The sequence below is a fragment of the Streptomyces sp. NBC_01314 genome (assembly GCF_041435215.1).
Lineage (GTDB): Bacteria > Actinomycetota > Actinomycetes > Streptomycetales > Streptomycetaceae > Streptomyces.
The window spans coordinates 8127576-8152175 of sequence record NZ_CP108394.1 but is presented as its reverse complement, the minus strand read 5'-3'; the positions used below and the strand labels follow the sequence as shown (position 1 = coordinate 8152175).

At 71.0% G+C, this 24600-nt stretch carries 23 protein-coding genes; 13 read left to right on the top strand and 10 right to left on the bottom strand.

All coding sequences use genetic code 11. From position 1 onward, the window contains the following. Positions 1-876: an iron uptake transporter permease EfeU gene (gene efeU, locus OG622_RS35825; protein WP_371580771.1), complete on the top strand. Its 876-nt coding sequence runs from the start codon at positions 1-3 to the stop codon at positions 874-876. Next, positions 833-1963, top strand: a complete 1131-nt coding sequence (locus OG622_RS35820) for a hypothetical protein (RefSeq protein ID WP_371580770.1) — start codon at positions 833-835, stop codon at positions 1961-1963. The genes efeU and OG622_RS35820 overlap by 44 nt, the downstream gene beginning before the upstream one ends. Before the next feature lie 55 nt (positions 1964-2018). Here OG622_RS35820 and OG622_RS35815 read toward each other — a convergent pair whose 3' ends face one another. Next, entirely contained in the window at positions 2019-2771 is a 753-nt protein-coding gene (locus OG622_RS35815; RefSeq protein WP_371580769.1) for a bifunctional DNA primase/polymerase, read from the bottom strand. Positions 2772-3005: 234 nt separating this feature from the next. Next, positions 3006-3641, bottom strand: coding sequence for a TetR/AcrR family transcriptional regulator (locus OG622_RS35810; RefSeq protein WP_371580768.1), 636 nt, complete (start codon positions 3639-3641; stop codon positions 3006-3008). A gap of 96 nt (positions 3642-3737) precedes the next feature. Here OG622_RS35810 and OG622_RS35805 point away from each other — a divergent pair, with 96 nt between their 5' ends. Then, complete coding sequence (locus tag OG622_RS35805) at positions 3738-3947, top strand: DUF6243 family protein (protein WP_371580767.1); 210 nt, start codon at positions 3738-3740, stop codon at positions 3945-3947. 139 nt (positions 3948-4086) lie between these two features. On the opposite strand, the gene OG622_RS35800 is transcribed toward OG622_RS35805, so the two are convergent. The 4 genes from OG622_RS35800 to OG622_RS35785 form a co-directional block, all read right to left on the bottom strand. Next, the gene (locus tag OG622_RS35800; RefSeq protein WP_371580766.1) at positions 4087-4560 is read right to left on the bottom strand and encodes a GNAT family N-acetyltransferase; all 474 of its coding nucleotides are present in this window, start codon (positions 4558-4560) and stop codon (positions 4087-4089) included. Between the two features lie 79 nt (positions 4561-4639). Beyond that, positions 4640-5749, bottom strand: a complete 1110-nt coding sequence (locus OG622_RS35795) for a small ribosomal subunit Rsm22 family protein (RefSeq protein WP_371580765.1) — start codon at positions 5747-5749, stop codon at positions 4640-4642. 127 nt (positions 5750-5876) lie between these two features. After that, complete coding sequence (locus OG622_RS35790; RefSeq protein WP_371580764.1) at positions 5877-7067, bottom strand: serine hydrolase domain-containing protein; 1191 nt, start codon at positions 7065-7067, stop codon at positions 5877-5879. After that, positions 7007-8446 (bottom strand): multidrug effflux MFS transporter, encoded by a 1440-nt coding sequence (locus OG622_RS35785; protein WP_371580763.1) that lies wholly within the window; start codon positions 8444-8446, stop codon positions 7007-7009. Before OG622_RS35785 ends, OG622_RS35790 begins: the two co-directional genes overlap by 61 nt. Positions 8447-8545: 99 nt before the next feature. Here OG622_RS35785 and OG622_RS35780 point away from each other — a divergent pair, with 99 nt between their 5' ends. Next, positions 8546-9571, top strand: a complete 1026-nt coding sequence (locus OG622_RS35780; RefSeq protein ID WP_371580762.1) for a Gfo/Idh/MocA family protein — start codon at positions 8546-8548, stop codon at positions 9569-9571. 211 nt (positions 9572-9782) lie between these two features. Here OG622_RS35780 and OG622_RS35775 read toward each other — a convergent pair whose 3' ends face one another. Beyond that, on the bottom strand, positions 9783-11438 hold the full coding sequence (locus OG622_RS35775; protein WP_371580761.1) for an alkaline phosphatase: 1656 nt from the start codon (positions 11436-11438) through the stop codon (positions 9783-9785). 158 nt (positions 11439-11596) lie between these two features. On the opposite strand from OG622_RS35775, the gene OG622_RS35770 reads away from it, so the two are divergent. The 3 genes from OG622_RS35770 to OG622_RS35760 all read left to right on the top strand — a co-directional run bounded on the left by OG622_RS35770 (position 11597) and on the right by OG622_RS35760 (position 15248). Continuing rightward, positions 11597-12415: an SDR family oxidoreductase gene (locus OG622_RS35770; protein WP_371580760.1), complete on the top strand. Its 819-nt coding sequence runs from the start codon at positions 11597-11599 to the stop codon at positions 12413-12415. 583 nt (positions 12416-12998) lie between these two features. Beyond that, a complete protein-coding gene (locus tag OG622_RS35765; protein ID WP_371580759.1) occupies positions 12999-14486 on the top strand; it encodes an ABC transporter permease in 1488 nt (495 codons plus the stop codon). Between the two features lie 42 nt (positions 14487-14528). Next, the gene (locus OG622_RS35760) at positions 14529-15248 is read left to right on the top strand and encodes an ABC transporter ATP-binding protein (protein WP_371580758.1); all 720 of its coding nucleotides are present in this window, start codon (positions 14529-14531) and stop codon (positions 15246-15248) included. 57 nt (positions 15249-15305) lie between these two features. On the opposite strand, the gene OG622_RS35755 is transcribed toward OG622_RS35760, so the two are convergent. Both OG622_RS35755 and OG622_RS35750 read right to left on the bottom strand, forming a co-directional pair. Then, positions 15306-16367 (bottom strand): aldo/keto reductase, encoded by a 1062-nt coding sequence (locus tag OG622_RS35755; protein ID WP_371580757.1) that lies wholly within the window; start codon positions 16365-16367, stop codon positions 15306-15308. Between the two features lie 61 nt (positions 16368-16428). Further along, the gene (locus OG622_RS35750) at positions 16429-16755 is read right to left on the bottom strand and encodes a nuclear transport factor 2 family protein (protein WP_371580756.1); all 327 of its coding nucleotides are present in this window, start codon (positions 16753-16755) and stop codon (positions 16429-16431) included. A gap of 197 nt (positions 16756-16952) precedes the next feature. On the opposite strand from OG622_RS35750, the gene OG622_RS35745 reads away from it, so the two are divergent. The 6 genes from OG622_RS35745 (at position 16953) to OG622_RS35720 (ending at position 23027) form a co-directional block, all read left to right on the top strand. Beyond that, a complete protein-coding gene (locus OG622_RS35745; RefSeq protein ID WP_086750903.1) occupies positions 16953-17498 on the top strand; it encodes a DoxX family membrane protein in 546 nt (181 codons plus the stop codon). A gap of 148 nt (positions 17499-17646) precedes the next feature. Further along, complete coding sequence (locus OG622_RS35740; RefSeq protein WP_371580755.1) at positions 17647-18009, top strand: MazG-like family protein; 363 nt, start codon at positions 17647-17649, stop codon at positions 18007-18009. Beyond that, on the top strand, positions 18002-18535 hold the full coding sequence (locus OG622_RS35735) for a hypothetical protein (RefSeq protein ID WP_371580754.1): 534 nt from the start codon (positions 18002-18004) through the stop codon (positions 18533-18535). Before OG622_RS35740 ends, OG622_RS35735 begins: the two co-directional genes overlap by 8 nt. Before the next feature lie 171 nt (positions 18536-18706). Next, positions 18707-20938, top strand: a complete 2232-nt coding sequence (locus OG622_RS35730; RefSeq protein ID WP_371580753.1) for an MMPL family transporter — start codon at positions 18707-18709, stop codon at positions 20936-20938. A gap of 145 nt (positions 20939-21083) precedes the next feature. Continuing rightward, entirely contained in the window at positions 21084-22340 is a 1257-nt protein-coding gene (locus OG622_RS35725) for a sensor histidine kinase (protein WP_371580752.1), read from the top strand. 9 nt (positions 22341-22349) lie between these two features. Beyond that, a complete protein-coding gene (locus OG622_RS35720; RefSeq protein ID WP_371580751.1) occupies positions 22350-23027 on the top strand; it encodes a response regulator in 678 nt (225 codons plus the stop codon). Between the two features lie 88 nt (positions 23028-23115). Here the strand turns inward: OG622_RS35720 and OG622_RS35715 are convergent, their stop codons facing one another. Then, entirely contained in the window at positions 23116-24564 is a 1449-nt protein-coding gene (locus tag OG622_RS35715) for a family 43 glycosylhydrolase (protein WP_371580750.1), read from the bottom strand. Positions 24565-24600: the final 36 nt, after the last annotated feature.

Sequence of the window (24600 nt, the reverse complement as noted above, 5' to 3'; positions counted from 1 at the left end):
GTGTTCGCGAACTACCTGATCGGTCTGCGGGAGGGCCTGGAAGCCAGTCTCGTCGTCTGCATCCTCATCGCCTATCTGGTGAAGACGGACCGCCGGGACGCGCTGAAGCCCATCTGGATCGGTATCGGTGTCGCCGTCGCGCTGGCGCTCGCCTTCGGCTGCGTCCTCGAATTCGGCTCCCAGGAGCTGACGTTCAAGGCGCAGGAGGCGCTCGGCGGCTCCCTGTCGATCATCGCGGTGGTCCTGGTGACGTGGATGGTCTTCTGGATGCGGCGCACGGCCCGCCATCTGAAGGCCGACCTGCACGGCAAGCTCGACGCGGCCCTGCGGATGGGCACGGGCGCCCTGGTGGCGACCGCGTTCCTCGCGGTGGGCCGGGAGGGTCTGGAGACCTCGCTGTTCGTGTGGACGTCGGTGCGGGCGTCCGGCGACGGCGCCGAGGCCCCGCTGATCGGCGCCCTGCTGGGCCTGGCGACGGCCGTCGTGCTCGGCTGGCTGTTCTACCGGGGCGCGCTGCGCATCAACCTCGCCAGGTTCTTCACCTGGACCGGCGGCATGCTCGTCGTGGTCGCGGCCGGCGTCCTCGCGTACGGCTTCCACGACCTCCAGGAGGCCGACTTCCTGCCCGGCCTGAGGGACAGGGCGTTCGACATCACGGGGACGATCCCGCCGGACAGCTGGTACGGCACCCTGCTGAAGGGCGTCTTCAACTTCCAACCGGACCCGACGGTCCTCCAAGTCACGGTCTGGCTCCTGTATCTGATCCCGACGCTCGCGCTGTTCCTCGCCCCGGTAGGGTTCGCCTCCGGGAAGGGGAAGGTGAAGATTCCTGATGAGCAGGGTTCTCGGGGTTCCGAGCCCACGAAGGCTTCGTGAGGTTCGTCCGATTCGTGCAGGCGTGAGGTTCCTCGGGCTCCTTCGGGACACCGAACTCGGTCAGAACAGCGGACTCCTTCGGCACGACGGGCTACGTCGGCGCAACGGGCTACGTTCGTACGGCCGCGCCGCGCTGGTGACCACGGCGGTGACCGCGCTGTCCTTGACGGCGAGCGGGTGCGTGGTGGTCCGCGGCGACCTGGAGATCGTGCCCACGGCGACCCAGGGGGAGGCGGCGCGGGCGCTGGAGGACTTCACCACCGCGTACAACAAGGCGGACAAGGAGTACGACCAGTCCCAGGACGCCTCCCGGGTCACCGGCGCGCTCGCCGACATCGACGGCGGCAAGCTCCGCTCGGGCGCGAAACTCAACCCGGGCGGCAACCCGAACCACGTGGCGCTGAAACTGACCGACGTCACGTACACGATCCCGGAGAAGGCGGCCTGGCCGCGCTGGTTCGTGGCCGACGCCGCCGCCAACAAGGGCAACGCGACGGACCGTTGGCTGTTCGTCTTCACCCGGGACGGGCTGACCGATCTGTGGGAGGTGTCCTTCCTCACGGTCGTGGCCGCCGCCGACCTGCCCGAGTTCGAGAAGGACGAGAACGGCCACGCCCAGGCGGTCACGCCGGACGACCCCCAACTCTCCGTCGCGCCCGCGGAGTTGCCCGACAAGTACGTCACGTACCTGAAGGAGGACAGCGCCCTCTTCGCGGACGGCCCGTACACCTCCGAGGAGCGTTCCGAGCGCCAGCAGAACGCGGCGAAGCCGGGGCTGGCGCGGCAGTACATCGACGAGGCGCTCACCAACGGCGACTACGCGCCGGTCGGCCTGCGCACCACGGACGGCGGGGCGCTGGTCTTCTTCACCACCCGCCACTACCAGAAGCAGACCGCCGCGCGGGACGTGAACATCCCCGTCAACGACGCGGCCGTCAGGGCGCTGATGACGGGCGAGCCGAAGCAGTCCCTGACCCTGGAGTTCGTGAACAACCAGGTGGTCCTCGATCCGGCGAAGACACGGTCGGACCAGCAGGTGAAGTTCCTGAGCCAGGTGGGCGGGCTCACGGGGGCCAAGGGCGAGTGACGGAGGGCGGGGTGACCGCCGGGCCGGGCCGAGCGGTCACCGCCGGGCCGGGCGGTCAGCCCCTGGAGGGCCAGGCGGCGTTCGTGTGGCCCGACTGCTCGGCCACATGGCGGGAGCAGGCGTCGGTGAGGATTTCCAGCAGGGTCAGCGGGTCCGGCAGCGGATGCTCGGGGCCGCGCACCCAGTGGACGGTGAGGTCACCGGGGAGCCGGGCCGGTGGTACGGGGACGTAGGAACCGCGGCAGTGCCAGCGCAGGCCGGGGTGCTCGTCCATGGTCTCCGGGTGGCAGTCCAGCTCGCAGGGCCACCACTCGTCCTCGTCCTCGGGCGTGCCCCGGGTGAGGGTGAAGAAGAGCAGCCGTCCGTCGTCGGACTCGGACTCGGACTCCGCGACGGGCCCCACCTCGATCCCGGCGGCGAGCAGCCGCTCCAGGGCCTCGCTCCCGGCGGCGAGCGGTACGTCCAGCACGTCGTGGGCCATGCCGGTCGCGGTGATGAAGTTGGCCTGCGGCTGCTGCCGGGCCCAGTGCTCGATCTGGGCGCGGTCGGTGGTCGACTGCGTCTGCCAGGCGAACGACACCGGGTGCCGGGCGGGGGTGGGACAGCCCACGCGGTCACAGGAACACCCGTAGCCCGAGGGGTACGCGGCGGGGGCGAGCGGGAGTCCGGCAGCGGCGGCGGCGAGCAGCAGTTCCTCACGGCCGGCTTCGTCGGCGGCTCCGTCGAGCGGGCGGCTGGTACGTCGGGCGCGCAGCCACTCGGAGAACCTGCCCTGCCGACCGCTCCGGCCGCCGAACGTCGCGCTCATCTATCGCCTCGCCTCGCTGTGGTGCGGACAGCATGCTCCATGGTCCCACCATCCTGCGCCGCGGGTGGCCGGAGCCCACATCCGGGGTAGGTGGGGCGATGCCGGAGTGCGGACAGGAATGGTGGGCTATTGCATGATTTGACGGGATTTACGTCCCGCCCACCGGGCCACGTGTTCGGCGCTCGGCCGCCACTTGGTCGGATTGATCACACCCGGGCGGGAAGTTGACCCGGCTCAGCGGGGCGCGAGGCCGTACAGGGCGTACTCGACGAGGGCGTCCGTGTACGCGTACGAGATGGGTCCCGTGCGCTGGAGCCAGCGCTGGGCGAGCGGGGAGACGAAGAGCTCCAGGGCGATCCGCGGGTCGATGTCGGGACGTACGGCACCCTGCCGCTGGGCCGCGCGCAGGCGCTTCACATAGAGCTGGAGCTGGGGTTCGAGCAGTTTGGCGACGAACTCGGCGCCGAGCTCCCGGTTGACCACCCCCTCGGCGGCCAGGGCGCGCGAGGGGACCTCGAACCTGGGGTCGAGCAGTTCGTCCACGGTGGCGCGCAGGACCGCCTTGAGGTCGGCCTCCAGGTCCCCCGTGTCCGGGATCTCGTACTCGGCCCGCTCCCCGATGACCTCGGGCCGGGCGGCGGCCTCCGCCGCCTGGGCGCTCAGATCGATGAACGCCTCCAGCAGGACGTCGGCCTTCGACGACCACCACCGGTAGATCGTCTGCTTCCCTACGCCGGCACGGGCCGCGATGCCCTCGATGGTCGTCTTCTGGTACCCGACCTCACCGACGAGGGCGAGGGCGGCGTCGTAGATGGCGCGACGCGACTTCTCGCTGCGCCGGGCGGAATCAGGGACGGTCTTGTTGGCCATGGTCCGAATTTATCAGGTTGACAAGACGGTGCGTCTCGCTGGATGGTGGTGGACGTAAGCGAGACGAACCGTATCGTCATTGAGAGGGAGACCGTCATGGCCCGAGGTGGAGCAGGAAACATGCTGGGAGTGGGCGGTTCGCGCCGGAAACTGGGCCGCGAGGCCCTGCGCGGCGGCCCCGCGAACGGCCGTGTCGGCGGCGGCCTCGACCCCCAGGCCCAGAAGCGGGAGCTGCTGCGCAAGCTCCAGGAGAAACGCCAGGAAGCGGAGACGGCAACGGAAGGTACGACCGGCGAGTCCTCGTGAACCGCAGCGGGTCCGCCCCGCCGGAACCACCTTGAGTGGGCCCGGCGGGGCGGACCCGCCTCTCGTCCACAGATGCGGAGCCGGGCCCGCCAGGGAGGTGAGGCCTGTTGAGCGGCTCAGCGGCGGCACGGGACGGCCGTCATCCGCCCAGTTCCAGCACCGCCACCGTCTGGTCCCCGCTGGTCTCCCCCGTCGTGCGGAAGCCGAGGCCGAGATAGAAGGCCTCCGGGCCGTCGGGGCCGGGGTGCCAGGTGACGTACAGCTCGCTGCCGCCGCGGCTGCGGATCTCGGCGGCCACCGACTCGACGGCGAAACGGCCGTACCCCCGCCCCTGTTCGTCGGCGGCGATGTTGAGACGCCACAGCCCGGAGCGGATGTCGGTGCCCGATCCGTCGCCCTTCCAGTCGATGTCGAGGAAGGCCATCAGGAAACCGACGGCCCGGTCGCCGTCCCGGATCAGCCGGGGCCAGGCAACACCGGGGTGGACGTACGCCTCGGCCAGCGACTGCGCGACCGGCTCCACCAGGTGTTCCTGGTCGGGGCGGATGCGTACGGCGAGTGCTGCTGCGAGGTTGGCGGGAGTTATCTCGGCCAGGTGTGGGGTGGTCGGCATGATCGATTAGATAGCCAGAAGTGGTGCCGGTACCGCAAGCGATTTATGGGCGCGGGCAGGGGGCGGTCGGGGCAGCGGTTCAGTCCGCGCCCTCGCCCCCGCCCTCGTCCCCGTCCGCGACCGGCGGCCAGGCGTCGCCCCACTCCGCGTCGCGGGCCGCCCTGTAGAGGAGGCCGTGGCGCTTGGTGACGGTGGTCCGGCTGAGGGCGGGCACGGCTCGCGCTCCGACGGCTTCGGTCTCGGTCGCTTCCGTCTTGGTCGCTTCGGTCTCGGTCGCTTCCGTCTCGGAGTCGGTGGCCGTCTTCGTCTCGCAGAGGTCCAGGAGGACCTGGCCCTTGCGGATCTGGGGCTTGCGGACGATGCGGGAGGGGGCCGGGGCCGGGGGGAAGCGGGTGGCGGCGACGTAGCTGAACTTCTCGTCCTCGTACGGCAGGGAGCCGCCCTTGACCTGGCGGTGCAGGGAGGAACGGCTGACGCGGGCGGAGAAGTGGCACCAGTCCTCGCCGGGGACGATGGGACAGGCGGCGCTGTGCGGGCAGGGCGCGGCGATGTGGAACCCGGCGGCGACAAGACGGTCGCGGGCCTCGATGACGCGGGTGTAACCGTCGGGAGTGCCGGGTTCGATGATCACGACGACCTGGGCGGCGGTCGCGGCCGCCTCGACCACGGCCGCGCGGTCGGCGGCGGTCAGCTCACCGAGGACGTAGGAGACGGTGACGAGATCAGCGCTCTCGATCGTGAGCGCCGATCCGATACGAGAGCGCTGCCACTCGGCGGCCTTCAGCTCCGGGTTCACCGCGGCGATCTCCCGCCCCAGCGCCAGCGCCGGCTCCGCCCAGTCGAGCACCGTCACCGGCCGGCCGCCCTCCCAGGTCGCGTTCACCGCCCACGTCGCCGCGCCCGTGCCCCCGCCGACATCCACATGACTGCCGGGCACCCACCCGGGCACGGTCACCGCGAACGCCTCCAGCGCCGAGCACACCGCCTCGAACGTCGCCGGCATCCGGTAGGCCGCGTACGCCACCACGTCCGACCGGTCCCTCAGCACCGGCGCGTGCGTCGGCGTCCGCCCCCGGTAGTTCGCGATGAGCCGCTCCACCGCCTGCGTGGCCGACTTCGGCGGAAGCCCGTCGAGGAGCCCGGCGAGGGCGGTACGGAGGGTGTCGGCGGAGGAGGCGGGGGCGTTCACATGGCGATTCTATGGGGCCGTCGTCCGCCGTTTCGGCGGCCGTCCGGAGGGTCTGAGGCCCGCGATCTGAGGCCACGGTCGGGAAGGCCGGGCCGACTCCCCCGCACCGTCGCACCGCCCACGCGGCTCACCTGCCCCGCACCGCCCTCGCCACCCGGGTCCCCGCCGCCGCCCGTGCCGCGTTGATCGGGTCGCGGCGTCGGGGGTGGACCGCGTTGGTGAGGAGGACGAGGAAGGTGTCCGTCGCCTGGTCGAGGACGAGGGACGTGCCCGTGAAACCGGTGTGCCCGGCCGCGCCCCGGCCGGCCAACTCGCCCATGAACCAGGGCTGGTCGAGGGCGAAGCCGAGGCCCGGCGGGGTGAGCATCAGCTCGGTGAAGTCGGGGCCGAGTATGCGGGCGGGGCCGTAGGAGCCGCCCGCGAGCAGGGTGCGGCAGAAGATCGCCAGGTCCCGGGCGGTGGAGAAGAGTCCCGCGTGGCCGGCCACACCGCCGAGGGACCACGCGTTCTCGTCGTGGACCTGGCCGCGGACCATGCCCCGGTCCGCCTTCGCCCAGGGGCGGCGCTGGTCCTCCGTCGCCGCGGCGGCCGGGCAGGGGCCGAAGGCCGTCGCCACCATGCCCAGCGGATGGGTGATGCCGTCACGGATCAGGACGTCGAGGGTCCGGCCGGTCAGCCGTTCCAGGACGTGCTGGAGGAGCAGGAGGTTCAGATCGGAGTACAGGTAAGCCGTGCCGGGGGGCGCCGTCGGGGCCTCCGAGCGGAGCATCGCCAGCCGGGCGGCCGGGGACGGGCAGTCGTACAGCGGGAGTTCGGGGCGTAACCCGGAGGTGTGGGTGAGGAGGTGGCGGACGGTGAGGCCGTGTTCGGCGGCGCCCGTGAAGCCGGGGAGGTACGCCGCCACCTTCGCGTCGATGCCGAGGGTGCCGCGTTCCAGTTGCTGGACCGCCGCCACCGCGGTGAACAGCTTGGTGAGGGAGGCGAGGTCGAACAGGGTGTGGGGGGTCGCCGCCACGCGGGCGTCCGGCGGGAGTTCCCGTCCCCTGTCGGCGCGTTCGTCGTAGGCCTCGTAGCGGACCGCCCAGCCCGCCGCCTCCTCGACGGCGATGACGGGGCCGCGGCCGGCCAGGACCACGGCGGCGGGGGCCCGGGGGCGGTCCCCTTCCGTCAGCGTGCGCACGTCTCGTACGAGACGGCGCAGTTCCTCGGGGTCGAGTCCGGCCCGTTCCGGGGTGTCCGTGCGCAGTCTCGGCGCGCTCAGCTGTCTGCTCCCTCCACCGTCGTACCCACCGTCGTACGCCTGTTCCAAGGACGGCACAGTGCCATGAAGCAGGCCGCGGCCACCAGTGTCGCGGCCAGTTGGACGACGGCCATGGGCACGGCGGTGTCCTCGCCCGCGACGCCGACCAGGGGGGACGCTATCGCGCCGATCAGGAACGACGAGGTACCCAGCAGGGCCGACGCGGAACCCGCCGCGTGGCGCACCCGCATCAGGGCGAGTGCCTGGGTGTTGGGGAGGGTGACGCCCATCGCGGACATCAGGACGAAGAGGGCCGCCGCCACCGGCGTCAGGCCGACCTCGCCGAAGACGCCCAGGGACATCAGCAGCAGCGCGGTGGCGGACAGGGCGACGACGGTGAGGCCCGCCGCAAACACCTTGTCCAGGCTCACCCGGCCGACCAGGATCTTGCCGTTGATCTGGCCGACGATGACGAGGCCGATGGAGTTGACGCCGAAGAGCAGGCTGAACGTCTGCGGGGAGGCGCCGTAGATCTCCTGGATCACGAACGGGGAGGCGCTGATGTACGCGAAGAGGGCGGCGAAGGCGAAGCCGCCGGCGAGCGTGTAGCCCATGAAGATCCGGTCGGTGAGCAGGCCGCGCATGGCGCCCAGGGTCTCGCCGATGCCGCCGCTGTGGCGTTCGGCGGGGGTGAGCGTCTCGGGAAGTTTCACCCAGACGACCGCGAGGAGCGCGATGCCGATGACCGTGAGGACGGCGAAGACGCCCCGCCAGTCCGTGGCGCGGAGGATCTGGCCGCCGATCAGCGGCGCGATGACCGGGGCCACCCCGGAGACCAGCATCAGGGTCGAGAAGAAGCGGGCCATCGCGTCGCCGTCGTACAGGTCGCGGACCACCGCTCGGGCGATCACGATCCCGGCGGAGCCGGCGAGGCCCTGCACCACGCGGACGGCGATGAGGGTCTCGATGGTGGGGGCGAGGGCGCAGAGCGCGGTGGCGACGATGTAGACGGCGAGACCGAGGAGCAGCGGACGGCGGCGACCGAAACGGTCGCTCATCGGACCGATCAGGAGCTGGCCGAGCGCCATGCCCGCGAGACAGGCCGTGAGGGTGAGCTGGACCGTGGTGGCCGGGGTGTGGAGGGAGTTGGTGACCTCCGGCAGGGCCGGGAGGTACATGTCCATCGCGAGGGGCGGGATGGCGGTGAGGCCACCCAGGATGAGGGTGACGAGGAGACCGGTACGGCGGAGGGCGGTGGGGTTCGTCTTCGAGGACTGCGGCTTCGAGGACTGTGGGATGGACGACGGCGGGGTTGACGACCGTGGGGTTGACGGCTGTCGCTTCGGCCGTCGTGGCGGTCGCGGTTCCGCCGCCGCCGTGCCCGGCTTCGCGTACTCCCCCGCCGTCGTGTTCGACTCGGCTGCCGTCGCCGAGCCCGGTATGTCCCCCTCGGGCATGTGCCCCTCCCTCTCCGTTCGGTCCGCCACCTATGCTCTCAGCTCGTACGACGTGGGCGGGGTCACAATCCCGCGCCGGGGCCGAGGACAGGGGTGGCGATGTCGAACGACGGACGTGTGCGGTGGGGGATCCTGGCGACGGGAGGGATCGCCGCGGCCTTCACGGCCGACCTCGTCGACCTGCCGGACGCCGAGGTCGTGGCGGTGGCCTCACGGAGCGAGGCCTCGGCGAAGACCTTCGCGGAACGGTTCGGGATACCGAGGGCGTACGGCGACTGGCGCGCGCTCGCCGAGGACACGGACGTGGACGTGGTGTACGTCGCCACTCCGCACGCGGCACACCGGGTCGCCGCCGGGATGTGTCTGGAGGCGGGGCGGAACGTGCTGTGCGAGAAGGCGTTCACGCTGAACGTGCGGGAGGCGGAGGAACTGGTCGCGCTGGCGCGGGAGCACGGGCGGTTCCTGATGGAGGCCATGTGGATGTACTGCAATCCGCTGGTGCGGCGGCTGGCCGAGATGGTGCGGGACGGCGCGATCGGTGAAGTGCGGACCGTGCAGGCGGACTTCGGGCTCGCCGGGCCGTTCCCGCCCTCGCACCGGCTGCGGGATCCTGCGCAGGGCGGGGGCGCGCTGCTCGACCTCGGTGTGTACCCGGTGTCGTTCGCGCAACTGCTGCTCGGGGAGCCGTCGGATGTCACGGGGAGAGCGGTGCTCTCCGACGAGGGCGTCGATCTCCAGACCGGAGCACTGCTCTCGTGGGAGAGCGGTGCTATCGCTTCGGTGCACTGCTCCATCGTGGGTGGCACGGGCACGTCCGCCTCGGTGACCGGTTCCGAGGGCCGCATCGACATACCGTCCGGGTTCTTCTTCCCGGAGCGGTTCGTCCTGCACCGCGACGGCCGCGACCCGCAGACCTTCACCGCCGACCCGGCCCACGGCCCCCGCAACAGCCTCCGTCACGAGGCCGCCGAGGTCATGCGGGCCCTGCGCGCCGGCGAGACCGAGTCCCCCCTCGTCCCCCTCGACGGCACCCTCGCCGTGATGCGCACCCTGGACGCGATCCGGGACGGCATCGGGGTGCGCTATCCCGGCGAGGAGAGGCTGAACGAAGGTTCGTTCGCGTAGGCGGAGGCCGGGCCTGAGGCGTCCGAGGGTGGAGTAGGGGGCGGGGTCGGCGCCGGGCCGGGTCGGCCCGGCGAAAACGGAGGTTCGTTCCGCGCCGGCCCAGCCCCTCGGGCCTCCGCCCGCCCACTCCCGCCCCCGCCCCCGCCCACAAAGCGAAGGTTCGTTCGCGACCCGCCCCCGCCTAGGCCCCCGCCTACGCCCCGGTCCTCGCCTACACCGGCGTGAGCCCCGGCTTGCCCGCCTCCACCGCGAAGGATGCCACCGTCGAGATCCCGGCCCCCGTCGTCGTCACGTACGGGACGGCCTTGAAGTCGGCGCGGGCGGACCGGCGGTCGAGCGTGACGGTCGTGTAGCCGCGGCGGCCGTTGTAGAAGCGCATGTGGGGGTTGGCGGTCATGTAGGTGTCCCAGTTGGCGGGCCTGTCGGAGCCGTTGCCGCCGCTGCTGACGGAGCTGGCGACGAGTTCCGTGCCGACGGTCCGGGACGAGCGGTCGTCGAAGTCGCGTTTGATGTCGAAGGCGTAGCCGACGTGGACGTCGCCCGTGAGGACCATGAGGTTCTCGATGCCGGCGGCGTCCGCGCCGGCGAGGAGGCGTTCACGGGAGGCCGGATAGCCGTCCCAGGAGTCCATCGACACCTTGTAGACGTCGCCGACGGCGTTGCGGCGCTGGGAGAAGGTGACCTGCTGGGGGAGGACGTTCCAGATCGCGTCGGACCGGTCCCAGCCGTCGAGGAGCCAGCGCTCCTGCGTGGTGCCCGTCATCGTGCGCGCCGGGTCGGCGGACTCCGGGCCTGGGATCTGCCAGCCGTCCCCCTGCGCCTGGTTGGAGCGGTACTGGCGGGTGTCGAGTATGTCGAACTGGGCGAGGCGGCCCCACCGGAAGCGGCGGTAGAGCTTCATGTCGGGTCCGTCGGGGCGCTGAGGGCGGCGCAGCGGCTGGTTCTCCCAGTAGGCCCGGTAGGCGGCGGCGCGGCGCAGCAGGAACTCCTCGGAGGGCACGCCGCCGTCGGGGTTGTCGCCCGCGTAGTTGTTCTCGGTCTCGTGGTCGTCCCAGGTGACGACGAAGGGGTGCGCGGCGTGGGCGGCCCGCTGGTCGGGGTCGGTCTTGTGGAGGGCGTACCGCAGTCGGTAGTCCTCCAGGGTGACCGTCTCGTGGTTGAAGACGTCGGGCAGGACGCGGTCGGTGTAGTTGCGGGCGCCACCCACGGAGTTCACGGCGTACTCGTAGAGGTAGTCCCCGAGGTGGAAGACGACGTCGAGGTCCTCGTCCGCGAGGTGCCGGTAGGCCGTGTAGTAGCCCTGGTCGTACCGCTGGCAGGAGACGGCCGCGAAGGAGAGCGCGGTGGAGCCGGTCAGGTGACCGGGGGCGGTGCGGGTGCGGCCGGTCTCGCTGATCCAGGTGCCGGTGCGGAAGCGGTAGTAGTAGACGCGGCCGGGGGCGAGGAGGCCGGCCTCGACGTGGACTGTGTGGTGGAACTCGGGGTGGGCGGTGGCGGTGCCGCGTCTGACGATGTGTCGGAATCTCTCGTCACGGGCCAGTTCCCATTGGACGGCGACGCGTTCGGCGGGCAGCCCGCCGTCGGGCTGGTACGGGGCGGGGGCGAGCCGGGTCCACAGGAGCACGGAGGTGGGGTGCGGGTCGCCGGAGGCCACGCCGAGGGTGAAGGGGTCATCGGTGATCTGCCGGGCGTCGAGCGTGGCGGCGGCCGCGGCACCGGCCGCGGGGAGGTTGGTGGCGAAGGCGAGCGCGGCGGCGGCTCCCGTGACGGTGAGGAAGCGGCGGCGGTCGAAGTGCCGCGCCGCGGCGCGGAGTTCGGGCGCGTGGGACGAGCGGGGCTGCGTCGACCTGTGGGGTGTGAGTGTCATCTGGCCCTCTGCTGACGGTAGTTGTGTTTGGTATTGGAGTGGCCAGGTTCGACGATCTTCTGGCACGTACACAACACCCAGATGGCGGACGGATGAGTTCCGGATGGCGGGCCCCACCTGCGCGACGGAGCGGGGACCCTCCCCTACGCTGCGAGCCCATGAAGGTCAAAGGAACCAAGATCGCGATCGTGACGGGTGCGGGCTCCGGCATCGGCCGTGCCGTGGCCGTGGAGTTGCTGCGCGCAGGCTGGTCGGTGGCGCTGGCGGGCCGCCGCGAGGAGAAGCTCGCCGAGAGCGCGGCCGAGGCCGGCGTCACGGCGGCCGCGGGCAGCGGCAGCGGCACCGGCACCGGCAGCGACGCCGGGGCCGGGGCCCCGGAGGCGCTGTGCGTCCGTACGGACGTCTCGCGGCCCGGCGATGTGGACGCGCTCCTCGCCGCCGTGCGCGACCGGTTCGGGCGGCTGGACCTGCTGTTCAACAACGCGGGCACGTTCGGTCCCGGCGGGGTGCCGGTGGAGGAACTGGACTACGCGGCCTGGCGGCACGTCGTGGACACCAACCTCAACGGGGCGTTCCTGTGCGCGCAGGCGGCGTACCGGCAGATGAAGGAGCAGGACCCGCGGGGCGGCCGGATCATCAACAACGGCTCCATCTCCGCGCACACGCCCCGCCCGCACTCCGTCGCCTACACCGCCACCAAGCACGCGCTGACCGGCCTCACCAAGTCGCTCTCACTGGATGGGCGACCGTACGGCATCGCGGTCGGCCAGATCGACATCGGCAACGCGGCGACAGACATGACGGAGCGCATGGCGAACGGAGTCCTGCAGGCCAATGGGCAGCTCGTGCCCGAGCCGGTGATGGATGTGACCGATGTGGCCCGGACCGTACGGCACATGGCGGAGCTGCCGCTGGAGGCGAATGTGCAGTTCGCGACGGTGATGGCGACGACGATGCCGTACATCGGTCGGGGCTGAGCCGCCGGCGCGCGGGGCCGGCCCGGTGCGTAAACGGCCGGGCCGCCCGTGCGGTGGCTGCCGACAGGCCCGTGCGGTGGCTGCCGGGCGACCCGCGCGGTAGCTGCCGGACGGCCTGGCCGCTCGGGCTCGGCGGCATTCGTCCAGGGCTCAACTTACACAAACGGAACCTGTCACTCCGGGCCATTGGAGCACGTGGCAGGCATATGCTCAGGACTCGTCTCCACGAGAGCTTCACACTTGGAGGCGTAGGCTTCCGCGACCAACCCGAGGGGGGAGTGGGCAGCCGTTCCGTGCTCCGGAAGGGGGCGGACCTCGCGTGGGACCGCGAGGGATGCACCGGAGCACAGAACGGCTGCCCGCCCATTTTTCTTCTCTTCCTCTCTTCTTCTCCGGGCGGTATCCAAGCGGGATTTCCTGGCAATAGCCCATGGATGGCTCAGGAATTCGCTGTCTTATCGAAATCTGATCCCGGGCCTCGAATTCTCAGGCCCTGCACATTCCCTACTCATGACCCCTCAAAGGTTCCTCCCTAGCTTGTGACCGCGCCCACAGCGGGCGCCAAGAACCTTTGAGGAACGGGATGTTTGGCATCTATCTCAAGCGCGAGCTGAGCCGGCGCAAGAAAGCGGCTCTGGTCATCGCCATGGGTCTGGCGCTCGGAATCGCGCTGGTCATCACCGTCACCTCGGTTTCGGCGGGGATGCGGCAGGCGCAGGACAAGGTCCTGCAGTCGCTCTACGGCCTGGGCACCGACATGACGGTCACCAAGGCCAGAGAGGCACCGTCCGGGGACGACGAGGAGCAGGGCGGGCCGAGATTCGAGTTCGACGCCACCGCCGACGGCGACGACGGTGAGGAGCAGAGTTCCGACCGGGTCATGACCCAGGGCGGGCAGACCCTGAAGTCCGCGCTCGTCGCCGAGGTGGCCAAACAGGACGGCGTCGCGGAGGCCGTGGGCGCGCTCAGCCTGAACGTCACCAAGGTCGACGGTTCCTTCACCCAGGGCGAGGCACGGACCGACGACACCTCCTCCGCACAGCAGGGCCAGGGCGGCCCCGGTGGCGGCACCGGCCAGGGGGGCGGCACCAGCCAGCCCCGCGTCGAGGGCGGCGGCGCCTCGTTCGGCGTCAACAGCTACTCCGTCGCCGGTATCGACGTCACCGACCAGGACCTCGGCCCGCTCGCCACCTCGAAGATCACCAAGGGCAAGACGTTCACGGCCTCGCAGACCGACGCGAAGGTCGCGGTGCTCAGCAAGTCGTACGCCAAGGAGAACGAGTACACGGTCGGCGAGAGCGTCAAGATCTCCGGCACCAAGTACAAGGCCATCGGTATCGCGACGCCCGACACCAGCGAGTCGACCACCGACGTCTATCTGCCGCTGAAGCAGGCGCAGACGCTCGGCGACGCGAAGAACACCGTCACCACGATCTACGTCAAGGCGACCGACTCGCAGCAGATCGACGCCGTCAAGGCGACCATCCAGAAGAACATCTCGGGCACCACGGTCACCACCTCCGCCGACCTCGCCGAGACCGTCTCCGGCTCGCTGACCACCGCCTCCAACCTCGCTACCAGCGTCGGCAAGTGGCTCTCCATCGCCGTGCTCGCCGCCGCGTTCCTGGTGGCCGCGCTGCTCACCTCCTCGGCCGTCTCCCGCCGGGTGCGCGAGTTCGGCACCCTGAAGGCGCTCGGCTGGCCGAGCCGCAAGGTCACCCGGCAGGTCGTCGGCGAGTCGATCGTCAACGGTCTGCTCGGCGGTGCCCTCGGGATCGGCCTCGGCCTCGCCGCCGCGTACACGGTGACCGCGATCAGCCCGACCCTCAAGGCGGAGCTGGGCAACACCGGCGGCATGGGCGGCGGGATGGGCGGCGGCCCCGGCGGGGGCGGTGCTCCCGGTCAGCAGACCTCCAACGCCCTGGAGATCGCGCTGTCCGCGCCCGTCTCCGTGTCCACCATCGCGCTCGCGGCGGGTCTCGCCATCGCCGGCGGTCTGATCGCCGGGGCCATGGGCGGGTGGCGCGCCTCCCGGATGCGGCCCGCGGACGCGCTCCGCAGCGTGTCGTAGCCGACCGGCCCCCAACCTCCCTACAGACAAACAGGACAAACCATGTACAAGCTCACCGGCGTCACCAAGCGCTACAAGCGTGGCAAGGAGACGATCGAGGCGCTGCGCGGCATCGACCTCGTCATCGAGGACGGCGACCAGCTCGTCATCCAGGGCCCCACGGGGGGCGGCAAGTCCACCCTCCTGCAGATGATCGGCGCCCTCGACCGCCCCTCCGAGGGCAGTGTCGAGCTGGACGGTGTGGACCTCGCCTCCATCAGCGAGGCCAAGCTGACCCGGGTGCGCGCCGAGAAGATCGGCATCATCTTCCAGGCGTTCAACCTCATCCCGACGCTGACCGCGCAGGAGAACGTCGAGACCGCGCTCGTCCCGCTCGGCGTGAAGGCGAGGGAGCGGCGCGAGCGTGCCGCCGAGGCGCTGCGCTCGGTGGGCCTCGGCGAGCGCCTCACCCACGCCCCGTCCGAGCTGTCCGGCGGTCAGCAGCAGCGCGTCGCCATCGCCCGCGCGCTGGTCAAACGGCCGAAGGTGCTTCTCGCCGACGAGCCCACCGGCAACCTCGACGAGGGCACCCGCGACGAGATCATGGCCCTGCTGGAGGGGCTGTGGCGTGAGCAGGGCCTCACCTTCATCCTGGTCACACACGACTCGTCGATCGCCCGGCGGGCGCCCCGGCTCGCCACGATCAAGGCGGGACAGCTGACGGTCACGGAGCAGGAGCAGGAGCAAGGGCAGGACCAAGCGCAGGAGCAGTACGCCGGCTGAGGCCTTCGGCTTCAGTGAGGTGGCTGAGCCCCGCGGCTGCAGCGGGGCACGGGCCGTTCACCGCCCCAGGATCCGGTCGATCTCGGCCACCTGGTCCGCGGTGAGCGGCCCCTTCTCGAGGGCGCCCGCGTTCTCCTCGGCCTGGGCGACCGAGCGGAAGCCGGGGATGGGCACGGTCCGCGGGCTGCGGGCCCAGATCCAGGCGAGGGCGCCCTGCGCGAGCGTACGGCCCCCGCTGGTGAGGATCTCGCGCAGCGCCTCCACCCGGCCGAGCCACTCCGGGTCGGCGCCGGTGCCGGCGGTGAAGCCCGGCAGCCAGGCCGGCGGAGTGCTGCGGATGTCGCCGGCCTCCAGAGTGCGCCCCTGGGTGTGCCTGCCGGTGAGCAGGCCCATGGCGAGGGGGCTGCGGTTGATGCTCGCGAGGTTCGACTTCTCGCACAGCGCCAGGAGTTCGGGCGCGTCCTGCAGGATGTTCAGCCGGTGCTGCACGGCCGCGCAGTGCGGTCCCTCGGCGAACACGGCGGCGCGGTCCGGGTCGTCGGTGCTCCACGCGTACGCCCGGATCAGGCCCTCCCGGACGAACTCCTCGCAGGTCTCGCGGAGTTGGGCCGCGCGCTCCGGGTCGGCGTCGGAGAGGTGCAGCTGGTACAGGTCGACGTGGTCGGTGCCGAGGCGGTCGAGGGAGGCGGTGAGGGCGCGGCGGGCGTGGGCCGGGGTGTCGTCCTGGCCGGTGAGGGTGCGGGTGGCCTCGTCGAAGACGTTGCCCCACTTGGTGGCCACGACGACGTCCGCGCGGCGCTTGCCGAGAGCGCGGCCGAGCACTCGCTCACTGTGCCCGGTGCCGTAGGCGTCGGCCGTGTCGAAGAAGGTGACGCCGAGGTCGAGGGCGCGGCGCACCGCCCGTACGGACTCCTCGTCGTCCACCTTCCCCCAGCCCAGCGGCTGCCCGTCGGAGGCCTGCCACTCACCGCCGATCGCCCAGCAGCCGAAACCGAGGGCGCTGACCTCGATGCCACTGCGGCCGAGGGGCCTGGTGTACGGCTGCGGGTGAGTGTCCGTGTGGGAGTTCGTACCTGTGCCTGCGCCTGTGCCTGTGTGCGAGTTCGTCTCCATGACCATGGACGTTAGGAGTTGGAGTGCACACGAAGGCAAGCCCCTCGGGGGATCGGGTCGTCGTCGGTCAGGCCTGGCCCGTCTCGAAGCGGCTGATCCTGCCGTCCTCCGAGACCGTGAAGCGCCACGCGGTGCGCATCTCGCCCCAGGTGTCGTTGCAGTAGTTGGCGACCAGGGCCCGTCCGCCGGCGGACTCGCGCTTGACCTCCAGGTGGCCGTGGGAGGAGAAGATCTCCCGGTCCGTCCAGTCCGTGAGGTCGCGGTCGGAGCCGTCGTCGGACATGGTCGCGTCGTCCGTGAGGAGCGCGAAGAACGCGTTCTGGTCGTGGGCGTTCACCGCGGCGACGAAGGCCCGGACGGCCGGGTCACTGAGTTTGGCGAGTGCGATCGTCATGGCGGCCAGCCTCACACCGTTCACAGGAGCACGCCACCGGAGGCACACGGCGGATTCGAGCGAATGCGGCGGCACCCGAACGGGTGCGCGGGCGGGCCGGGGAGGTGTGATCGGTGCAACGGTGGATACGCGGGGGGACACACGCACGTTCGCACTGTCGGGTTCTCCGCCGGTACCTCTGCTGTTCGGGAGTGGTCATGACCTCATTCGACCGACGTGATCTGGGGCTGCTGCTGCTCCGGCTGGGCGCGGGCGGCGTACTCGCCGCGCACGGGACGCAGAAGCTGTTCGGCTGGTTCGGCGGGCACGGGATCGAGGGGACCGGCGCGTTCATGGAGTCCGTCGGGTACGCGCCCGGCAAAGCGAGCGCCACCGCCGCCGGGCTGGCCGAGACGGGCGGCGGCGCGCTGCTCGCTCTGGGCCTCGCGACACCCGCGGCCGGTGCCGCCGCGGCGGGCGCGATGGGCGGCGCGACCGCCATCCACGCGCCCAACGGGTTCTTCAACGCCGAGGGCGGCTACGAGTACGCCGCGACCCTGGGCCTGGCCGCCGCCGGCCTCGCGATCACCGGCCCCGGCAGGATCTCCCTCGACCACGCGTTCCGCCATGTCTTCGACCGGGGCTGGATGGTCCCGGTGGCACTCGCCGGTACGGCCGCGGTCACGACGGTGGTCGTCGGCATGCGCAACCAGCGGGTGCGCAAGGAGAAGGAGGGCGAGCAGGAGGCGCTGTTCGAGGAGTGACCGTCACTTCCGAGGGCTGACCGTCTCCTTCGGGGGGTGAGTCTCCCTCGAAGCTCTTTCGCAGCTCTTCTCAGCTCTTCCGAGGTTCTTTCGAGGCTCTTTCGAGGAGTGCCTGTCGCTGTCGTAGGGGCGTGGCAGGCTGCGCCCCATGAGTGATCAGCACGCCGAAGCCCCCGCCCCCGGCCCCCCCGGCGACCTCTGGCAGTCCGTCTCCCGCCTCCACGCCTGGCTGGAGGCCGACCAACCCCACGGCGGCCAGGAGGGCCTGCTGCTGCGGATGTTGAAGCTCCAGGAGGAGGTCGGCGAGGTCGCGCAGGCGGTCATCGGCGCGACCGGCCAGAACCCGCGCAAGGGCACCACCCACACGTGGGACGACGTCCAGTCGGAACTGTGCGACGTGGTCATCACGGCCCTGGTCGCCCTGCGCACCCTCACCCCGGACGCCCGCGCGGTCTTCACGGCCCACCTGGCCGGGGTCACCGAACGCTCGCTGGGCTCCCGCCGTGGCTGACAACGCGTTCTGGATCGCCTCGCTCACCGCCGGGACGGCCGTCCTCGCGAGCTGGGTGACGAGCCGGGGGACCTCGCGGGCGGCGCGCATACAGGCGGACACGACGGCGGGCGCGCAGCGGGTGGAGCGGCTGCGGGAGGCCCGGCGGACGGCGTACGCGGAGTACATCGAGCAGGCGCAGCGGCTGGGTGACGTGTACTGGAAGGTGTCCGAGCTGTACCGGGGCACGACGGGGGTGCTCGGGCCGGAGCAGGTCGAGGAACTGCGGCGGCTGCGTGACCGGCAGCGGGACGAGTACGGCACCCTGCGGCACCGGACGTGGATCGTCTCGCTGGAGGGGCCGGACGAGGTCGCCGAACTCGCCAACACGGTCCGGCGGTCGACGAACCCGTTCTACCGGGCGCTGGAGGCGATGATCGACGGCGACGCCGCTGCCGCCGCCCGCTTCGACGCCGCCTACGGGCCGTTCTGGAAGGCGCTGAAGGACTTCATCAAGGCCTCCCGCGACACCCTGCACGCCATGTAGGCAGGCCACGCCATGTAGGCAGGCCCCGTCATCCCTCGGTCTGACCCGGCGGCCGTGGCGTACTGCGTTCTGAGTAGCCGGAACTGTCGGCAGCCGCACGACGACGTGAGGGGGCCCCGGACGGGAGTCTTTGCAGGTATCCGAGACTTCTGACGTGGAGACCTGCGACCCATGGCAACCTTCCTTCATCGGCTGGGCCGGCTGGCCTTCCGCAAACGCTGGTACGTCATCCTGATGTGGGTGGCGGTACTGGGCGCCGTCGGTATCGGCGCCCTCAAGGCCCCGGGAGCCTCCGACGAGGAGTTCTCGATGCCGGGCATCGAGTCCCAGAAGGCGTTCGACCTGCTGGAACAGCGCTTTCCCGGGGTCACGGCCGACGGCGCCACCGCCCGGGTCGTGTTCGTCGCGCCGAGCGGTGAGAAGGTCACCGCCGCCGAGAACAGGAAGGCCGTCGAGGACACCGTGGCCGATCTGGCCGACGGCTCGCAGGTCGCGAACGCCGTCGACCCGTTCCAGGCGCGGGCGGTCAGCAAGGACGGTACGACGGCGTACGCGACCGTCACCTACGAGGTCACCGCCAGCGACCTCTCCGACGCCGCCAAGACCCAGCTGGAGCAGGCCATCGACAAGGCCCGGGACTCCGGGCTGACCGTCGAGGCGGGCGGCAACGCGGTGGTCGGACGCTCCGGCCCGGGCGGGACGGCCGAGGTGATCGGTGTCGCCCTCGCCGCCGTCGTGCTGCTGGTCACCTTCGGCTCGTTGGCCGCGGCCGGGCTGCCGCTGCTGACCGCCCTCATCGGCGTCGGCGTCAGCATGGCCGCCATCCTCGCCCTGTCCGACGCCTTCGGCCTGTCCACCACGACCGGCACCCTGGCGATGATGCTGGGCCTCGCGGTCGGCATCGACTACGCCCTGTTCGTCGTGTCCCGCTACCGCGAGGAACGCGCCAACGGCCGTACGCCCGAGGAGGCGACCGCCCTCGCCACGGGCACGGCCGGGTCGGCGGTCGTGTTCGCCGGGCTCACCGTCGTCATCGCGCTGGCCGGACTGTCCGTGGTCGGCATCCCGATGCTGACGAAGATGGGGCTGGCCGCCGCGGGCGCGGTCGTCGTCGCCGTACTGATCGCGCTGACCCTGGTCCCGGCCCTCCTCGGCTGCTGGCCGAACGCCGTTCTGGGGCGCAAGGCGCGCGGGAGCGGCCGGATCGAGGAGAGCCCCGGGACCAACGGGGGCACCCGCTGGTCGCGGTTCGTGCTGCGCCGCCCCGTGCCCGTACTGATCCTCGGTGTCATCGCTCTCGGCGCGCTCGCGGTGCCGATGACCGACCTCCAGCTGGGCATGCCCGGCGACGAGGCCAAGCAGACCTCCACCACCGAGCGCCGGGCCTACGACGCGCTCGCCGAGGGCTTCGGGCCCGGCTTCAACGGGCCGCTGACGATCGTGGTGGACGCCAAGGGCGCCGCCGACGCGAAGAGCGCCGCGCAGACCGTCGCGAAGGAGATCGGCGCCACCAAGGGGATCGTGTCCGTCTCCCCCGCGAACTTCAACGAGGCCGGCGACACCGCCGTCTTCGCGGCGGTGCCCGCCACCGCGCCGACCGACCAGAAGACCAAGGACCTGGTGACCACCATCCGGGACGAGCGTCCCGGCATCGAGTCCGGGACCGGGGCGACGTACGTGGTCACCGGCACCACCGCGCTGAACATCGACATCTCCGGCAAGGTGCAGTCCGCGCTGGTTCCGTATCTGCTGGTCGTGGTGGGCCTGGCCGTCATCCTCCTGATGGTCGTCTTCCGCTCCCTGCTCGTCCCGCTCAAGGCCGCCGTCGGGTTCCTGCTGTCGGTGCTCGCGTCGCTCGGCGTGGTCGTCCTGGTCTTCCAGCAGGGCCACGGCGCGGAGATCCTGGGCGTGGACCAGACCGGCCCGATCATGAGCCTGATGCCGATCTTCCTGGTGGGTATCGTCTTCGGCCTGGCCATGGACTACGAGGTGTTCCTCGTCTCCCGGATGCGGGAGGCGTACGTCCATGGCGACCGGGCCGACGAGGCGATCACCAGCGGCTTCCGGCACAGTGCCCGCGTGGTCGTGGCCGCCGCCCTGATCATGATCGCGGTGTTCGCCGGGTTCATCGGCGAGAGCGACTCCATGATCAAGATGATCGGGTTCGGGCTGGCCTCGGCGGTCCTGTTCGACGCGTTCGTCGTCCGCATGGCGATCGTGCCGGCCGTGCTCGCCCTGCTCGGCGACAAGGCCTGGTGGCTGCCGAAGTGGCTGGACCGGATACTTCCCCACGTCGACGTGGAGGGCGAGGCGCTCACCCGCCGCGCCGACGCGGAGCCGGCCCCGGCCGAGACGGACCCGGCATCGGCCGCCCCGGCCGAACTGGAAGTGACACGCACCTGATCCGACCGCCCCCACCGGGGCCGTCCGTGGCCAAGGACACGGACGGCCCCCGGGGCGTTCCCACCCGAAATCGACCACCATGTCGACCACCATGTCGACCCATGACGACCACCGTGGTCACCAGCCCCACCGACCGGAGTCACCGATGACCGTCAGCCTGGAACGGCGCTACGCCGATCGCCTCGAGGAATTCTCGGAACGCCATCCGTTCCTCGTTGACCTGACGATGGCCATGGCGCTGATGGGCTGTGCGGTCCTCGGCATGGCGCTCACCCTGCCCGGCGCCGCACCGCCGGCCGAGGGCAAAATCGGCGTCGCCTTCATGGGAGCGTCCTGTCTCGCCCTGCTCAAGCGCCGCACCCACCCGCGCACCGCCCTCGTCGTGACCGTGGTCGGCACCGGGGGCGCGATCTCGATGGGCTATCTGCTCACCCCGCTGCTGCTGGCGCCGATCATGGCCGCCCTCTACTGGCTGGCCACGCTCACCGACCGGGGGACCACCCGCGTCTACGGCCTCACCACCATCGCGACGATGACACTCGCGGCCGTGCTCTCCGACTCCATGACCCACCTGTCACTGGTGCTCAGGACGATCGGCCCCGCCTTCTGGCTGCTGCTGCCCCTCGCCACGGGCCGGGCGACCCAGATCCGGCGGGCCTATCTGAAGTCGGTGCAGGCCCGCGCCGAGCACGCCGAGCGCACCCGGGAGGAGGAGGCCCGCCTGAGGGTCACCGAGGAGCGGATGCGCATCGCCCGCGATCTGCACGACGTGGTCGCCCACCACCTGGCCCTCGCCAACGCCCAGGCGGGCACCGCCGCGCACCTCACCCGCACCGACCCCGAGCAGGCCCACCGGATCCTCACCGACCTGACCTCCACCACGTCGGCGGCGCTGCGCGAGCTGAAGTCCACCGTCGGTGTGCTGCGCCGCCCCGACGACCCCGAGGCGCCACTCACCCCCACCCCCGGACTGGGTCAGCTCCCGGACCTGATGGCCGCGTGCGATTCCGCCGGCCTCTCGGTCATGGTCACCACGGAGGGCGCCCCCGGTCTGCTCGACCCCGGCGTGGACCTGACCGCGTACCGGATCGTGCAGGAAGCCCTCACCAACGTCAGCAAGCACGCCGCCGTGGACGCGGCACGCATCCGCCTCACGTACGAGGAGGCCCATCTGACGATCAGGGTCACCGACGACGGCTCGGCAAGCCCCCACAGCACGCTCGGCGACCGCCGCGGCTTCGGCCTCATCGGCATGCGCGAGCGCGCCCAGTCCGTGGGCGGCTCCCTGAAGGCCGGTCAGCGTCCCGAAGGCGGCTTCGAGGTCACCACCGACCTCCCGCTGCGCCCCCGTCCCCGCGCCCCCGAACCGGACGCGGCACCGACCCCTGACCAGCGGAAGTAGAACAGCACCGTGACCATTCGTGTCCTGCTCGCCGACGACCAGGCCCTCCTGCGGGCCACCTTCCGTATCCTCATCGACTCCTGCGCGGACATGGAGGTGGTCGCCGAGGCCACCGACGGCCGGGAGGCGGTCGACCTCGTCCGCGTCCACCGCCCCGACGTGGTCCTCATGGACATCCGCATGCCCGGCACCGACGGACTCACCGCCACGGCCGTGATCTGCGCCGACGAGGAACTGGCCGACACCCGCATACTGATCCTCACGACCTTCGAGATCGACGAGTACGTGGCCCAGGCGCTGCGCTCCGGCGCCAGCGGTTTCCTCGGCAAGGACGTCACCGCGGACGTGCTCCTCGACGGCATCCGTGCGGTGGCCGCCGGCGACACCCTCCTCTCCCCCGCCGCCACCCGCACCCTCATCACCCGCTTCCTCGCCGCCCCCGCCCCCGGCAGCCGCCTCACCACCCCCGACCGACTGACCACCCTCACCACCCGTGAACGCGAGGTCATGTCGCTGGCCGCCGAGGGCCACTCCAACGACGAGATCGCCGAGAAGCTGTACGTGAGTCCGCTGACGGTACGCACCCATGTGCACCGGGCGATGACGAAGCTGGGGGCCAGGGACAGGGCTCAGCTGGTGGTAATGGCGTACCAGTCGGGGTTGGTCCAGGTCATGCCTCAGGAGTAGGGGCACCGGAAACGCACCTGCGCGCCGCCTCTCGGGCGACGCGCAGGTGAATCGCAGGTGACTCGTGAACAGCCGGACCTGATGGGACCTACTCCTTGTAGAAGGTCGCGTCCTGCCGGTCGAGGGTCGTGCTGACGGGCTGGGTGTAGAGCAGGTTGTTGAAGTGCCGGATGTAGCGGCCGGGGAAGTTGTACGACTCGTACGAGACCCCGGCCGCGGTGTCGGCGAGACCGGCCCGCTGGTAGAACGAGGCGTCGGCGTCGAACAGGGCCGTGCCGTCGTCCTTCTCCACCCACACCTCGTTGTTCTTGTGGCGGAGGTAGTAGCCGGGGAAGTTCGCCGACTCCAGCGAGACCGTGCCGCTGCCCGTGAGCCCGGTCACGATCCGGAACTGCGAGTCGGCGAGGTTGGTGACGTTGGCCTCCAGCTTCGCGCGGTACTCCCAGTGCCGGATGAACCTGTCCGGGAAGTTGTACGAGGAGAGGCGGACCGGGGTCGCGCCGTCGGCGACGGGGATGCCGAAGTTGGGCGTGCCGTCGGCGTTCCAGTACAGCTTCTGGTAGCGGGTGCGGCGGTTGGGGTCGTTGAGCGGGTCGCCGCTGATGTCCTTGTAGTTGCGGTCGTGGTAGACGAGGATGTCGGACTTTCCGTCCTCGGACGTGGTGAAGGTGTTGTGGCCGGGGCCGTACTGGCCGGTCGCGGCGTTGCTGGTGAAGACCGGGTTCGGGGTCTTCACCCAGGAGGCCGCGTTCATCAGGTCCGCGGAGGCGGAGGCGGTCAGCAGGCCGAGGCAGTAGTTGGCGTCGGTGGCGGCGGCCGAGAAGGTCATGAAGACCTTGCCGTTGCGCTGGATGACCGCCGGGCCCTCGTTGACGGTGTGGCCGACCTTCTCCCAGGCGTTGGTGGGCCGGGAGATCATGACCGGACTGCCGCTGATCGTCCAGGGGTTGGACATCGTCGCCAGGTAGATGTTGGTGCCGTCGCCGACCGCCGGGTCGTTCTGCGCCCAGCTCAGATAGCGGGTGCTGCCGACGGTGAAGGTCGTCGCGTCGAGCGAGAAGGTGTCGAGCGGCAGGGAGATGCGGCCCTTCTCGGTCCAGGTGCCGGTGATCGGGTTGGCGGAACTGGTCTCCAGGACGTACGGGCGGATCTTCCAGATGTCGTTGGAGGAGCCGGCCGTGAAGTAGATGTACCACTTGCCGTCGATGAAGTGGATCTCCGGTGCCCAGATGTGGGCACCCATCTCACCACTGGCGTGCTTGGTCCAGATGGTGGTCTCCGTCGCCGTGGCGAGACCCTGGAGGGTGGTGGCCCGCCGCATCACGATCTTGTCGTACGCCGGGACGGTGGCCGTGAAGTAGTAGTAGCCGTCGGTGTGCTTGAAGATGTGCGGGTCGGCCCGCTGCTCGGCTATCGGGTTGGTGAAGGTGACGGCGGGGGACGCGGGCGCGGCGGCCTGGGCGGGGGTGGTGACGCCGGTGAGCACGGAGAGCGCCACCGCGGCGGCCACCATGACCCGTCTGACAAGTCGTCTCATGTCTTGTTGCGGCCCTTCGGGGGTCAAGGATGTGGG

Excerpts from the sequence above, each read along its gene's own strand:
- OG622_RS35740 (WP_371580755.1), top strand. The coding sequence starts at position 17,647 with ATGAGTGATCAGCACGCCGAAGCCCCCGCCCCCGGCCCCCCCGGCGAC.
- OG622_RS35725 (WP_371580752.1), top strand. The coding sequence starts at position 21,084 with ATGACCGTCAGCCTGGAACGGCGCTACGCCGATCGCCTCGAGGAATTC.
- OG622_RS35810 (WP_371580768.1), bottom strand. The coding sequence starts at position 3,641 with ATGGCCAACAAGACCGTCCCTGATTCCGCCCGGCGCAGCGAGAAGTCG.
- OG622_RS35715 (WP_371580750.1), bottom strand. The coding sequence starts at position 24,564 with ATGAGACGACTTGTCAGACGGGTCATGGTGGCCGCCGCGGTGGCGCTC.
- OG622_RS35745 (WP_086750903.1), top strand. The coding sequence starts at position 16,953 with ATGACCTCATTCGACCGACGTGATCTGGGGCTGCTGCTGCTCCGGCTG.
- OG622_RS35750 (WP_371580756.1), bottom strand. The coding sequence starts at position 16,755 with ATGACGATCGCACTCGCCAAACTCAGTGACCCGGCCGTCCGGGCCTTC.
- OG622_RS35785 (WP_371580763.1), bottom strand. The coding sequence starts at position 8,446 with ATGCCCGAGGGGGACATACCGGGCTCGGCGACGGCAGCCGAGTCGAAC.
- OG622_RS35815 (WP_371580769.1), bottom strand. The coding sequence starts at position 2,771 with ATGAGCGCGACGTTCGGCGGCCGGAGCGGTCGGCAGGGCAGGTTCTCC.
- OG622_RS35755 (WP_371580757.1), bottom strand. The coding sequence starts at position 16,367 with ATGGTCATGGAGACGAACTCGCACACAGGCACAGGCGCAGGCACAGGT.
- OG622_RS35820 (WP_371580770.1), top strand. The coding sequence starts at position 833 with ATGAGCAGGGTTCTCGGGGTTCCGAGCCCACGAAGGCTTCGTGAGGTT.
- OG622_RS35775 (WP_371580761.1), bottom strand. The coding sequence starts at position 11,438 with ATGACACTCACACCCCACAGGTCGACGCAGCCCCGCTCGTCCCACGCG.
- OG622_RS35760 (WP_371580758.1), top strand. The coding sequence starts at position 14,529 with ATGTACAAGCTCACCGGCGTCACCAAGCGCTACAAGCGTGGCAAGGAG.
- OG622_RS35765 (WP_371580759.1), top strand. The coding sequence starts at position 12,999 with ATGTTTGGCATCTATCTCAAGCGCGAGCTGAGCCGGCGCAAGAAAGCG.
- OG622_RS35770 (WP_371580760.1), top strand. The coding sequence starts at position 11,597 with ATGAAGGTCAAAGGAACCAAGATCGCGATCGTGACGGGTGCGGGCTCC.
- OG622_RS35730 (WP_371580753.1), top strand. The coding sequence starts at position 18,707 with ATGGCAACCTTCCTTCATCGGCTGGGCCGGCTGGCCTTCCGCAAACGC.
- OG622_RS35800 (WP_371580766.1), bottom strand. The coding sequence starts at position 4,560 with ATGCCGACCACCCCACACCTGGCCGAGATAACTCCCGCCAACCTCGCA.
- OG622_RS35805 (WP_371580767.1), top strand. The coding sequence starts at position 3,738 with ATGGCCCGAGGTGGAGCAGGAAACATGCTGGGAGTGGGCGGTTCGCGC.
- OG622_RS35780 (WP_371580762.1), top strand. The coding sequence starts at position 8,546 with ATGTCGAACGACGGACGTGTGCGGTGGGGGATCCTGGCGACGGGAGGG.